The sequence below is a fragment of the Streptomyces cavernicola genome, assembly GCF_029968035.1.
GTDB lineage: Bacteria > Actinomycetota > Actinomycetes > Streptomycetales > Streptomycetaceae > Streptomyces > Streptomyces cavernicola.
In genome coordinates this window covers 36545-49185 of the sequence record NZ_JASCIQ010000014.1, presented here as the reverse complement: position 1 = coordinate 49185, position 12641 = coordinate 36545, and the positions used below count along the sequence as shown (strand labels likewise).

Genomic DNA, 12641 nt, shown 5'->3' with positions numbered 1-12641 from the left:
ATCAGGCCTAGATCTGCTCCGCCCGGAACGCCATCGGCGTCATCCCCGTGTGCAGTTGGAAGAACTTGGAGAAGTTCGCCGAGTCCGTGAAGCCGATGGCCACGCCGATGCGGCCGACCGGGAGCTCCGTGTGCGCGAGGAGCCGTTTCGCCTCCAGGATCACGCGGCGGTCGATGAACGCCTTCGGGGTCTGGCCGGTCGCGGCGCGCACCGAGCGGACCAACGTGCGGCGTGAGTAGCCGAGTTGCTCCGCGTACGCGCTGACGCTGTGGTTGGTCGTGAAGCCCTGCTCGACCGCCGTACGGAAACGCGTGAACGTGGTGTCCGGCGGCGGCTCGCACGCGTCGGCCGCCGCCTGCGCCGACACATGCGCGACGCGCAGCATGAACGCCGTGAGCGAGTGCCGGAGCACCGCCGTGTGCAGGCTCTGCGGCAGGGTCTCGGTGTCGCAGTACTCGCGCTCCAACTGCTCCAACGAGGCCTGCAGCGCGGTGAGTTGGGCCGCGTCCGGGTGGAGCAGCGGCGGCCGGTCGTAGCGGTAGAGGCCGGTCGCCTCGACCGTCGCGCGCGGCAGGAAGCCCGGCTGCATCGTGAGCGCCGTACCGACGTAAGGGTCGGTCGTGGAGAAGCCGTGCACCTGGCCCGGCCTGATCCAGAGCACGTCCCCGGCGCCGGCCTCGTAGTCCATGAAGTCGACCATGTGGTGCACGGGGCCCTCGCGGAAGAACAGCAGTACATGGAAGTCGATGCGGTGCAGACGCCGCGACAGGCCGAGGCCGCCCGGCCAGGCGGAGTCCGCGCCCATCGGCCCGATCTGCATCCCCACCCCGGACACGCTGCCGCTCCGGTCGAACGGGTACGTACGGATGCGCTCAGCGGGTTCCAGATGTGCGCTCGGATGCGCGCCGCCCTGCTCCATGGTGAACACTCCTCGCTTTCAGGGTCTCCCGGTGTCCCACTTTCACCGAAGCCTGGCGCGGGGGCACCTCGCTCTCCAAAAGTATGACCTTTAATGTCACCAGTGGTTCCACCAGGGGCTTTGGCTCTCGGTGGCCGGTGCCCTTCGGCACCTAGGACAGGTAACGGATGCGAAGGAAGGCCCACAGATGAGCACGCAGACACCGAACAGCCTCGATCCCGTCGAGGGCCTCGTCGAGCGCCCCTTCGAGTGGACCGAACTCGACCAGCGTGCCGTCGACACCGCCCGTCTGCTCGCGGCCGACGCCGTGCAGAAGGTCGGCAACGGCCACCCGGGCACGGCCATGAGCCTCGCCCCCGCCGCGTACACCCTCTTCCAGAAGGTCATGCGGCACGACCCCGCCGACCCCGAGTGGACCGGTCGCGACCGCTTCGTCCTCTCGCCCGGCCACACCAGCCTCACCCTCTACACCCAGCTCTTCCTCGCCGGGTACGAGCTGGAGCTCGACGACCTGAAGGCGTTCCGCACCCAGGGCTCCAAGACCCCCGGCCACCCCGAGTACGGCCACACCGCCGGCGTCGAGACCACCACGGGCCCGCTCGGCCAGGGCGTCGCCAACGCCGTCGGCATGGCCATGGCCGCCCGCTACGAGCGCGGCCTCTTCGACCCCGAGGCCCCCGAGGGCGCGAGCCCCTTCGACCACACCGTCTGGGCGATCGTCTCCGACGGCGACCTGGAGGAGGGCGTCTCCGCCGAGGCCAGCTCCCTCGCCGGCCACCAGAAGCTCGGCAACCTCGTCTTCGTCTACGACGACAACCACATCTCCATCGAGGGCGACACCGCGACCGCCTTCTCCGAGGACGTTCTCAAGCGCTACGAGGCCTACGGCTGGCACGTCCAGCGCATCGAGCCCAAGGCCGACGGCGACACCGACGTGCAGGCCCTGTACGAGGCGCTCGCCGCCGCCAAGGCCGAGACCGAGCGCCCCTCGATCATCGCGATGCGCACGATCATCGCCTGGCCCGCGCCGAACGCGCAGAACACCGAGGCTTCGCACGGCTCCGCGCTCGGCGCTGACGAGATCGCCGCGACCAAGCGCGTCCTCGGCTTCGACCCCGAGCAGACCTTCGCCGTCGAGGACGAGGTCATCGCCCACAGCCGCAAGGCCCTCGACCGCGGCGCCGAGGCGCACGCCGCCTGGGACAAGCAGCTCGGCGCCTGGCGCACCGACAACCCCGAGCGCTCCGCCCTCCTCGACCGCATCCTCTCCGGCCGCCTCCCCGAGGGCTGGGAGGACGCCGTCCCGTCCTTCGAGGCCGGTACGAAGCTCGCCACCCGCGCCGCGTCCGGCAAGGTCCTCCAGGGCCTCGGCCCGGTCCTGCCCGAACTCTGGGGCGGCTCCGCCGACTTGGCGGGCTCCAACAACACCACCATCGACAAGACCAGCTCCTTCCTGCCGAAGGGCAACCCGCTCCCGGAGGCCGACCCGTACGGCCGGACCGTGCACTTCGGCATCCGCGAGTTCTCGATGGCCGCCGAGATGAACGGCATCGCCCTGCACGGCAACACCCGCGTCTACGGCGGCACGTTCCTCGTGTTCTCCGACTACATGCGCAACGCCGTCCGCATGTCGGCCCTCATGCAGCTCCCCGTCACGTACGTCTGGACGCACGACTCCATCGGCCTCGGCGAGGACGGCCCCACCCACCAGCCCGTCGAGCACCTCGCCTCGCTGCGCGCCATCCCGGGCCTCAACATCGTCCGCCCGGCCGACGCCAACGAGACCGCGATCGCCTGGCGCGAGATCCTGCGCCGCGGCTCGGCCAAGCCCGCCCCGCACGGCCTGGCGCTGAGCCGCCAGGGCCTGCCCGTGTACGAGCCCAACTCCGAGGCGGCCAAGGGCGGTTACGTCCTCGTCGAGTCCTCGAAGAGCACCCCGGACGTCGTCCTGATCGCCACCGGCTCCGAGGTGCAGCTCGCCGTCGCCGCCCGGGAGCAGCTGGAGGCCGAAGGGGTCGCCACGCGCGTCGTGTCGATGCCGTCCGTCGAGTGGTTCGAGGAGCAGGACCAGGCCTACAAGGACGCCGTCCTGCCGCCGTCCGTGAAGGCCCGCGTCGCCGTCGAGGCCGGCATCGGCCTCACCTGGTACCGCTACGTCGGCGACGCCGGCCGCATCGTCTCCCTGGAGCACTTCGGCGCCTCCGCCGACGCGAACGTCCTCTTCGCCGAGTTCGGCTTCACCGCCGAGAACGTCGCCGCGCAGGCCCGCGAGTCCCTGGCCGCCGCCCGCGCCTGAGCCGTACACCCTTGATCCGTACGGGCCCGGCCGCACCGCGCCCCGTACGCCCCACTCCGTACCGAACGAGCCGCACCGAAAGAAGATGAAGAGCATGAGCAACGCCGTCGCACCCCTCAAGTCCCTCTCCGACGAAGGCGTTTCCATCTGGCTTGACGACCTGTCCCGCAAGCGCATCGAGTCCGGCAACCTCGCCGAGCTCATCGAGAACAGCCACGTCGTGGGCGTCACCACCAACCCGTCGATCTTCCAGGCCGCCATCGGCTCCGGCGAGGGCTACGAGGACCAGCTCGCCGACCTGGCCGTCCGCAAGGTCACCGTCGACGAGGCCGTCCGCATGATGACCACGGCCGACGTCCGCGCCGCCGCCGACATCCTGCGCCCCGTGTACGAGGCGACCGAGGGCCGCGACGGCCGCGTCTCCATCGAGGTCGACCCGCGCCTGGCGCACGAGACCGAGGCCACGATCGCCGAGGCCAAGCAGCTGGCATGGCTCGTCGACCGGCCCAACGTCATGATCAAGATCCCGGCGACCCTCGCGGGTCTCCCGGCGATCACCGAGGTCATCGGCCTCGGCATCTCCGTCAACGTCACGCTGATCTTCTCCCTGGACCGCTACAAGGCTGTCATGGACGCCTACCTGGCCGGTCTGGAGAAGGCCCGCGAGCGCGGCGTCGACCTGGCGACCGTCCACTCCGTGGCGTCCTTCTTCATCTCCCGAGTCGACGCCGAGATCGACAAGCGCCTCGGCGCACTCGGCACCGAAGAGGCCGCCGCCCTCAAGGGCAAGGCCGCCCTCGCCAACGCCCGCCTCGCGTACGAGGCGTACGAGCAGGTCTTCGCCACCGCGCGCTGGACCGCCCTGGAGCAGGCCGGCGCCAACCGCCAGCGCCCGCTGTGGGCCTCGACCGGCGTGAAGGACCCCGCGTACAAGGACACCCTGTACGTCGACGACCTGGTCGCGCCCGGCACCGTCAACACCATGCCCGAGGCCACCCTGAACGCCACCGCCGACCACGGCGTGATCACCGGCGACACCGTCACCGGCGGCTACGAGCAGGCCCGCGCCGACCTCAAGGCCGTCGACGCGCTCGGCATCTCCTACGACGAGGTCGTGACGCAGCTGGAGGACGAAGGCGTCGCCAAGTTCGAGGCGGCGTGGAACGATCTCCTTGCCACCGTCACCACCCGCCTCCAGGGAGCTGAGGTCAAGTGAGCGGCACAGCCCGGCAGAACCCAGCCCGGCAGAACCCGCTGAGGGATCCCCGCGACCGGCGTCTGCCGCGCATCGCGGGCCCCTCGGGGCTAGTCATCTTCGGCGTCACCGGCGACCTGTCCCGCAAGAAGCTCATGCCGGCCGTGTACGACCTCGCCAACCGGGGTCTGCTGCCGCCGGGCTTCTCGCTCCTCGGCTTCGCCCGCCGCGAGTGGGCGGACCAGGACTTCGCGCAGGTCGTCCACGACTCGGTGCGCGAGCACGCCCGCACCCCCTTCCGCGAGGAGGTCTGGCAGCAGCTCGCCGAGGGCATGCGCTTCATCCCCGGCGACTTCGACGACGACACCGCGTTCGAGCAACTGCGGTCCGCCGTCGATGAGTTGGACGAGAAGCGCGGCACCAGCGGCAACTACGCCTTCTACCTGTCGGTGCCGCCGAAGTTCTTCCCGAAGGTCGTCCAGCAGCTCAAGAAGCACGGCCTCGCCGACGCCCCCGAGGGGTCCTGGCGGCGCGCCGTCATCGAGAAGCCCTTCGGCCACGACACCGCCTCGGCCCGTGAGCTGAACGCGATCGTGCACGAGGTGTTCGCGCCCGAGCAGGTCTTCCGTATCGACCACTACCTCGGCAAGGAGACCGTCCAGAACATCCTGGCGCTCCGCTTCGCCAACCAGACGTACGAGCCGGTCTGGAACCGGAGTTACGTCGACCATGTGCAGATCACGATGGCCGAGGACATCGGCATCGGCGGCCGCGCCGGGTACTACGACGGCATCGGCGCCGCCCGTGACGTCATCCAGAACCACCTGCTCCAACTCCTCGCGCTCACCGCGATGGAGGAGCCCGCCTCCTTCGACGCCGAGTCGCTCGTCAACGAGAAGCTCAAGGTCCTGAAGTCCGTGCGGCTCCCCGCGGACCTGGGGGAGTCCACGGTCCGCGCCCAGTACCTCGGCGGCTGGCAGGGCGGCGAGCAGGTCAAGGGCTACCTGCAGGAAGACGGCATCGACCCCGCGTCGAAGACCGACACGTACGCCGCCGTGAAGCTGGAGATCGACAACCGCCGCTGGGCGGGCGTGCCGTTCTATCTGCGCACCGGCAAGCGCCTCGGCCGCCGTGTCACCGAGATCGCCGTCGTCTTCCAGCGCGCCCCGCACTCCCCGTTCGACTCGACCGCCACCGAGGAGCTCGGCCAGAACGCCATCGTCATCCGCGTCCAGCCGGACGAGGGCATGACGGTCCGCTTCGGCTCCAAGGTGCCCGGCACGTCGATGGAGATCCGCGACGTGTCGATGGACTTCGCCTACGGCGAGTCCTTCACCGAGTCCAGCCCCGAGGCGTACGAACGCCTCATCCTGGACGTGCTGTTGGGCGACGCCAACCTCTTTCCGCGCACCGAGGAGGTGGAGGAGTCCTGGCGCATCCTCGACCCCGTCGAGCAGCACTGGGACACACACGGCAGGCCCGCCGGGTACGCCTCGGGCAGCTGGGGGCCGAAGGAGGCGGACGAGATGCTCGCACGAGACGGACGGAGCTGGCGCAGACCATGAAGATCGACCTGACCGACACCACGGCAAGCAAGATCAACAAGGCGCTCGTCGACGGGCGCAGGGCCATCGGGACCCCCGCCGTGGGCATGGTCCTCACGATGGTGATCGTCACCGACGAGGAGAACGCCTACGACGCGACCCGGGCCGCCCAGGAGGCGTCCCGCGAACACCCCTCGCGCACCCTCGTCGTCATCAAGCGCACCGCACGCTCGCCCCGCGACCGCCAGGGCAACCGCCTGGACGCCGAGGTCCGCGTCGGCACCGACGCCGGCACCGGCGAGACGGTGATCCTGCGCTTCTACGGCGAGGTCGGCCGGCACGCCGACTCGGTGGTCCTGCCGCTGCTCCTGCCGGACGCCCCGGTCGTCGTGTGGTGGCCGGTCGACGCCCCCGAGGTGCCCGCCAAGGACCCGCTCGGCGCCCTCGCCGCCCGCCGCATCACCGACACGTACGCGGTCGAGGACCCGCTCGCGGCCCTCGCCCAGCGCGTCACCTCGTACGCGCCGGGCGACACCGACCTGGCCTGGACCCGTCTCACCCCGTGGCGCTCCATGCTGGCCGCCGCCCTCGACCAGGCCCCCGTGGACGTCACGTCGGCCGCCGTCGAGTCCGAGGCCGAGAACCCCAGCGCCGAACTCCTCGCGCGCTGGCTCGGTGCCCGGCTCGACGTCCCGGTCGAGCGCGTCACCACGGCAGGGCCCGTGGTCACCGCCGTACGCCTCGGCACGGCGCGCGGGGAGATCGTCATCGACCGCCCCGAAGGCCCCCTCGCCACCCTCACCCTGCCCGGCCAGCCGGAGCGCACCCTCGCCCTGAAGGTCCGCTCGACCGCCGAGCTGATCGCCGAGGAGCTCCGCCGCCTGGACGCGGACGAGATGTACGCCCTCGCCCTGCAGGCGGGCCCCGACGGCGCCAAGGAGTCTGTTCAACATGCCTGACAACGCAACCCCGTTGACGCACCGCCCCGAGTGGACCGCCCTGGAGGACCACCGCGCCAAGGCCGAGGGCACGCACCTGCGCGACCTGTTCGCCGCCGACCCGGACCGGGCCGAGCGCTACACCGTGCAGGTCGGCGACCTGCACATCGACTACTCCAAGCACCTGGTCACGGACGAGACCCTCGCCCTGCTCCGCGAACTGGCCGCCGCTGCCTACGTGTTCGGCCTGCGCGACGCCATGTTCCGCGGCGAGAGGATCAACACGACCGAGGACCGCGCCGTCCTGCACACGGCCCTGCGCGCCCCCGCGGACGCCGTGATCGAGGCCGACGGCGAGAACGTCGTGCCCGAGGTGCACGCCGTACTCGACAAGATGGCCGCCTTCGCGGACAAGGTCCGTACGGGGGAGTGGACCGGCCACACCGGCAAGCGCATCCGCAATGTCGTCAACGTCGGCATCGGCGGCTCCGACCTCGGCCCGGCCATGGCGTACGAGGCGCTCCGCCCGTACACCGCACGGGAGTTGACGGTCCGCTTCGTCTCCAACGTGGACGGCGCCGACCTGCACGAGGCGGTGCGCGACCTCGACCCGGCCGAGACGTTGTTCGTCATCGCGTCGAAGACCTTCACCACGATCGAGACGATCACCAACGCCCAGGCCGCCCGCACCTGGCTGCTCGACGGGCTCGGCGGCGACGCGGACGCGGTGGCGAAGCACTTCGTCGCCCTGTCGACCAACGCCGAGAAGGTCGCCGAGTTCGGCATCGACACGGCCAACATGTTCGAGTTCTGGGACTGGGTCGGCGGCCGCTACTCCTTCGACTCGGCCATCGGCCTCTCCCTGATGATCGCCATCGGCCCGGACCGGTTCCGCGAGCTGCTCGACGGCTTCCGCCTGGTCGACGACCACTTCCGGACGGCCCCCGCCGAGGCCAACGCGCCTCTGCTGCTGGGCCTGTTGGGCGTCTGGTACGGCAACTTCCACGACGCCCAGTCGCACGCGGTGCTCCCGTACAGCCACTACCTGTCGAAGTTCACCGCGTACCTGCAGCAGCTGGACATGGAGTCCAATGGCAAGTCCGTGGACCGCGAGGGCCGGCCGGTGCAGTGGCAGACGGGTCCAGTCGTCTGGGGCACCCCGGGTACCAACGGACAGCACGCGTACTACCAGCTCATCCACCAGGGCACGAAGGTGATCCCGGCGGACCTCATCGGCTTCGCCAAGCCGGTCGACGAGCTGTCGCCCCAACTCGCGGACCAGCACGACCTGTTGATGGCCAACCTGTTCGCGCAGGGCCAGGCGCTCGCGTTCGGAAAGACGCCGGACGAGGTGCGCGCGGAGGGCGTCACCGAGGAGCTCGTGGCCCACAAGACGTTCCAGGGCAACCACCCGACGACCACGATCCTCGCGAAGGAACTGACCCCCTCGGTCCTCGGCCAGCTCATCGCCCTCTACGAGCACAAGGTGTTCGTCCAGGGCGCGATCTGGAACATCGACTCCTTCGACCAGTGGGGCGTGGAACTGGGCAAGGTCCTCGCCAAGCGCGTCGAACCCGCCCTCACGGAAGGCGCTGAGGTCCCCGGACTCGACGCCTCCACCCGGTCCCTGGTCGACACGTACCGCGCCCTGCGCGGCCGTACCGCCTGACCGCCCCCATCCCTGACGCACCCTCAAGAACCCCCGAAGGTAAGTGAACTGACATGCAGCTCGGACTGATCGGCCTCGGCAAGATGGGCGGCAACATGCGCGAGCGCATCCGCCGCGCGGGCCACGACGTCATCGGCTACGACCGCAACCCCGAGGTCTCCGACGTGGCGTCCCTCGCCGAACTCGTCGACAAGCTCGAAGGCCCCCGCGTCGTCTGGGTCATGGTCCCGGCCGGCGGAGCCACCCAGTCGACCGTCGACGAACTGAAGGAGCTCCTGTCCGCGGGCGACATCGTCGTCGACGGCGGCAACTCCCGCTGGACGGACGACGAGAAGCACGCCGCCGAGCTCGCCGAGCGCGGCATCGGCTTCGTCGACGCGGGCGTCTCCGGCGGCGTCTGGGGCCTGGAGAACGGCTACGCCCTGATGGTCGGCGGCTCCGACGAGCACGTGGCGAAGGTCAAGCCGGTCTTCGACGCGCTCAAGCCCGAGGGCGACTTCGGCTACGTCCACGCCGGCAAGGTCGGCGCCGGGCACTTCTCCAAGATGGTCCACAACGGCATCGAGTACGCCATGATGCAGGCCTACGCCGAGGGCTGGGAGCTCCTGGAGGCCGCCGACTCGGTCACCGACGTGCGCGAGGTCTTCCGCTCCTGGCAGGAGGGCACGGTCATCCGCTCCTGGCTGCTCGACCTCGCGGTCAACGCCCTGGACGACGACGAGCACCTGGACCAGCTGCGCGGCTTCGCGGCCGACTCCGGCGAGGGCCGCTGGACCGTCGAGGCGGCCATCGACAACGCCGTACCGCTGCCCGCCATCACGGCCTCGCTGTTCGCGCGCTTCGCCTCCCGCCAGGAGGACTCGCCGCAGATGAAGATGATCGCCGCGCTGCGCAACCAGTTCGGCGGCCACGCGGTCGAGAAGAAGTAACTCCGCGTACGCGACACGAAGGGGCCCGGCCAGTACGTCGACTGGCCGGGCCCCTTCGCGCGTTCCTCCGTACCGCTCACACGGTGGACTGCTCACACGGTGGCGGCGGCGAGCGCCAGCGCGGCCGCCGAGACCACGAGCAGGACACCGGCGCCCGGCGTCCCCTTGACGTCCTTCACGCGCAGGTGGGCGACCACGGCACCGAAGAAGTACAGCACCACGCCCACCGCCGCCGCGACACCGAGCGGCCGGAAGCCGATGCCGATGAGCAGGCCGAGGGCGCCCGCGAACTCCAGCGCGGCCAGTACGGGCAGCATCCCGGCCGAGACGCCGACGGTCTCCAGGGCGGGCATCACCTTGGGGTCCCGCACGAGCTTCCCGCGCCCGGAGACGACGAGCATCAGGGACAGCAGGACGGCGAGGACGATGTACGCGACAGACATGGGTTCTCCGGTGTGGGACGGGGCGCCGTGCCGTGGGGGACGAGCCGACGCGGTTAGTGGCCAGCCAATGATGTCTGACCCAAATACTTGCGGAGTCAACTATAACGTGGGCCAGATTCATTCCTCGCTCCGGGAATGAAGGCCTGATGTGGCATGTTCCCTGGTCGTGATATTTGGTCGGCCAAAGGGTTGGCCTGTGAAGGAGCGATGCCGTATGTCCCTGTTCGAACCCGTCCGGCACGGCCGCCTCGACCTGCCCAACCGCCTGGTGATGGCCCCCATGACGCGCAGCCGCGCCGGCCTCGACGGCGTGCCCACGCCGAGCATGGCCACGTACTACGCCCAGCGCGCCTCGGCCGGGCTGATCCTCACCGAGGGGACCCAGCCGTCACCACAGGGCCAGGGCCACCCCATGACGCCGGGCATCCACACCGACGAGCAGGTGGCGGGCTGGCGCGCGGTCACGGACGCGGTGCATGCCGCCGGCGGGCGGATCTTCCTGCAGATCCAGCATGCGGGCCGCGTCGGCCACCCGAGCGTGCACGGCCTCACGCCGGTCGCCCCCTCGGCGGTCCGCGCCGACGGGCAGATCTTCACGCCCGAAGGCCCCAAGGACCTGGTCGAGCCGCGCGCGCTCACCACCGCCGAAGTCCCGGACGTGGTAAGGGAGTTCGTGCGCGCCGCCGAGCGGGGGATCGAGGCCGGCTTCGACGGCGTCGAGCTCCACGGCGCGATGGGATTCCTGCTGCACCAGTTCCTCGCGGCCAACAGCAACCGGCGCACCGACGCGTACGGCGGCCCCGTCGAGAACCGGATCCGCTTCGCCGTCGAGGTGGTCGAGGCCGTGGCCGCCGCGATCGGCGCGGACCGGGTGGGCCTGCGGATCTCGCCCGGCAGGGAGCTGAACGACATCGCCGAGGGCGACAGCATCGCCCTGTACACGGCACTCCTGGACGCGCTCGCACCGCTCGGCCTCGCCCACCTGCACCTGGCCGCATCGGACGACGAGGAGCTGAACGACAAGATCCGCGCCAACTGGCCGGGCACCCTCGTCGTCAACCCGCTCAACTCGTTCCCGCAGCCGCCCGCCGACGCCGGCCTGGAGAACGCCGAGCGCTGGCTGGAGCGGGGCGCCGACCTGATCGCGTTCGGCCGCGGCTTCCTCGCCAACCCGGACCTGGTCGCCCGCTTCCGCACGGGTGCGCCGCTCAACGAGATCAACCCCGAGGGCCTGTACGGGGGAGGGGACGAGGGCTACACCGACTACCCGGCGCTCGCCGCCCCGCCGCTCGATCCGCCGGCCGGCCCCGCGGGCGACCCGGTGGCCTGACTCAGGCCCTGCTCGATCCGGCCGAGGAGACGGGTGGCCGTGCTCGTCTCCTCGGCGGTCAGCAGCCGGACGGAGCCCTGCTCCAACTCGCCCCAGAGCTCGGCGACCTGGCCCTGCAGCGCCCGTCCGGCCTCGGTGAGCGAGACGATCGAGGCCCGCCGGTCGGTCGGCGACGGGGTACGGGTGACGAACCCCGCCTGCTGGAGCCGCTGCAGCATCTTCGTCACCGTGGACGCGTCCAGGGCGAGCGCGCGGATCAGGTCGGCCTGCGGGCGGTCGTCCTCGTCCCACAGCAGCATGAGCAGGATCTCCTGGCCCGGGTAGAGGCCCGCGCGGCGCAGCAGGTTGCCCGCGAGGACACGGTGCAGTCGCCCGGCGCGGAACAGGGCGTGGCTGACCGGGCCCCAGGTCGCGCCGGACGGAGCGGTGCCCGTCGCACACAACTCCCCTGAGATGGCGGGCTGTTGGGCGACGCACGCCTCGGCGTCGGCGGGCTGCGCGACGCGGCACGCGTCGACACCGGCCGCCTCGGCGGACGTTCCAGCCTCCTCCCGCGCCGCCGCGCTCCCGCCGATCGCGCGCGAGGCGTCCGCCGCGGCGGCCACTACGCGGGCGGCCAACTCCGGTACGTCGGCGGGGGAGAGGCGCTGCACGGGGGCCACGACGCCCAGTACGGCCACGAGTTCGCCGTGCACCCCGAAGACCGGCGCGCTCACCGAGCCGCAGCCGGGGTCGAGTTCCTCGAACGACTCGGCGTACCCCTGACGCCGCACGGCCTCCCGCTGCCGGTCAAGCTCCGCCGCATTCGTGCCCGTCTGTCCAGCGACCGTCTGCCCCTTGGCCGTCTGTCCGGTGACCGGCGGCAGCCCCGCCTCGCGTGCCTCGTGCCAGGCCGTGTCGTCGTACGCGAGGAACACCTTGCCCGCCGAGTCCGCGTGCAGCGGCGCCGTCATGCCCAGGGCGACGGTGCGCTTGACCGCGTGCCGGGTCTCGGCGAGCTCCACGACGCTCTGCCGCAGCCCGTCCCGTACGTACAGGCAGGCGGTCTCGCCCGTGCCGTCGCGCAGCTCGTCGAGGAACGGCTGCACCTGCCGCAGCGGGTCGAAGCCGTGCACGCCGGCGGCGGCCATCCGCACCAGGGACAGCCCGATGCGGTAGCCGTCGCCGGAGCGGTCGAGGAAGCCCTCGTGCAGCAGGTTCTGCACCAGGCGCTGGCAGGTGCTGGCGGGCAGCCCGGTCCGCTGCCTGATCTGCGGCAGCGTCAGTTCCGGCGTCTCGGGGGCGAAGCTCTCCAGGATGGACCGGATCTTGCCCAGGACGAGGAGCGGGGACCGCCCCTGCGGGGCCTCCTCGTTCACCACTGCTGACCTCCTGTTTC

10 protein-coding genes are annotated in these 12641 nt (G+C 71.0%); 7 read left to right on the top strand and 3 right to left on the bottom strand.

The genetic code is table 11. The features are described from left to right. Positions 1 to 7: 7 nt before the first annotated feature. Positions 8 to 919: a helix-turn-helix transcriptional regulator gene (locus tag QIS96_RS15120; RefSeq protein WP_282543091.1), complete on the bottom strand. Its 912-nt coding sequence runs from the start codon at positions 917 to 919 to the stop codon at positions 8 to 10. Between the two features lie 187 nt (positions 920 to 1106). Between QIS96_RS15120 and tkt the strand changes: the two genes are divergently transcribed. From tkt to gnd, 6 genes are all read left to right on the top strand, one after another. Further along, positions 1107 to 3215, top strand: coding sequence for a transketolase (gene tkt / locus QIS96_RS15115; protein ID WP_282543090.1), 2109 nt, complete (start codon positions 1107 to 1109; stop codon positions 3213 to 3215). A gap of 85 nt (positions 3216 to 3300) precedes the next feature. Further along, entirely contained in the window at positions 3301 to 4431 is a 1131-nt protein-coding gene (gene tal, locus QIS96_RS15110) for a transaldolase (RefSeq protein ID WP_282543089.1), read from the top strand. After that, a complete protein-coding gene (gene zwf, locus QIS96_RS15105; protein WP_282543088.1) occupies positions 4428 to 5975 on the top strand; it encodes a glucose-6-phosphate dehydrogenase in 1548 nt (515 codons plus the stop codon). Before tal ends, zwf begins: the two co-directional genes overlap by 4 nt. Continuing rightward, positions 5972 to 6913: a glucose-6-phosphate dehydrogenase assembly protein OpcA gene (gene opcA, locus QIS96_RS15100; RefSeq protein ID WP_282543087.1), complete on the top strand. Its 942-nt coding sequence runs from the start codon at positions 5972 to 5974 to the stop codon at positions 6911 to 6913. Before zwf ends, opcA begins: the two co-directional genes overlap by 4 nt. After that, a complete protein-coding gene (gene pgi, locus QIS96_RS15095; protein ID WP_282543086.1) occupies positions 6906 to 8561 on the top strand; it encodes a glucose-6-phosphate isomerase in 1656 nt (551 codons plus the stop codon). The genes opcA and pgi overlap by 8 nt, the downstream gene beginning before the upstream one ends. Before the next feature lie 53 nt (positions 8562 to 8614). Next, the gene (gene gnd, locus QIS96_RS15090) at positions 8615 to 9490 is read left to right on the top strand and encodes a phosphogluconate dehydrogenase (NAD(+)-dependent, decarboxylating) (protein ID WP_282543085.1); all 876 of its coding nucleotides are present in this window, start codon (positions 8615 to 8617) and stop codon (positions 9488 to 9490) included. Between the two features lie 92 nt (positions 9491 to 9582). Here gnd and QIS96_RS15085 read toward each other — a convergent pair whose 3' ends face one another. Further along, the gene (locus tag QIS96_RS15085; protein ID WP_282543084.1) at positions 9583 to 9933 is read right to left on the bottom strand and encodes a DoxX family protein; all 351 of its coding nucleotides are present in this window, start codon (positions 9931 to 9933) and stop codon (positions 9583 to 9585) included. Positions 9934 to 10147: 214 nt separating this feature from the next. Between QIS96_RS15085 and QIS96_RS15080 the strand changes: the two genes are divergently transcribed. Then, on the top strand, positions 10148 to 11263 hold the full coding sequence (locus QIS96_RS15080) for an alkene reductase (protein WP_282543083.1): 1116 nt from the start codon (positions 10148 to 10150) through the stop codon (positions 11261 to 11263). Here QIS96_RS15080 and QIS96_RS15075 read toward each other — a convergent pair. After that, on the bottom strand, positions 11197 to 12624 hold the full coding sequence (locus QIS96_RS15075; protein WP_282543082.1) for an IclR family transcriptional regulator domain-containing protein: 1428 nt from the start codon (positions 12622 to 12624) through the stop codon (positions 11197 to 11199). The genes QIS96_RS15080 and QIS96_RS15075 overlap by 67 nt on opposite strands. Positions 12625 to 12641: the final 17 nt, after the last annotated feature.

Bases quoted from the DNA above. Each gene is read 5' to 3' on its own strand.
- QIS96_RS15120 (WP_282543091.1), bottom strand. From the start codon at position 919: ATGGAGCAGGGCGGCGCGCATCCGAGCGCACATCTGGAACCCGCTGAG.
- tkt (WP_282543090.1), top strand. From the start codon at position 1,107: ATGAGCACGCAGACACCGAACAGCCTCGATCCCGTCGAGGGCCTCGTC.
- tal (WP_282543089.1), top strand. From the start codon at position 3,301: ATGAAGAGCATGAGCAACGCCGTCGCACCCCTCAAGTCCCTCTCCGAC.
- opcA (WP_282543087.1), top strand. From the start codon at position 5,972: ATGAAGATCGACCTGACCGACACCACGGCAAGCAAGATCAACAAGGCG.
- pgi (WP_282543086.1), top strand. From the start codon at position 6,906: ATGCCTGACAACGCAACCCCGTTGACGCACCGCCCCGAGTGGACCGCC.
- gnd (WP_282543085.1), top strand. From the start codon at position 8,615: ATGCAGCTCGGACTGATCGGCCTCGGCAAGATGGGCGGCAACATGCGC.
- QIS96_RS15085 (WP_282543084.1), bottom strand. From the start codon at position 9,933: ATGTCTGTCGCGTACATCGTCCTCGCCGTCCTGCTGTCCCTGATGCTC.
- QIS96_RS15080 (WP_282543083.1), top strand. From the start codon at position 10,148: ATGTCCCTGTTCGAACCCGTCCGGCACGGCCGCCTCGACCTGCCCAAC.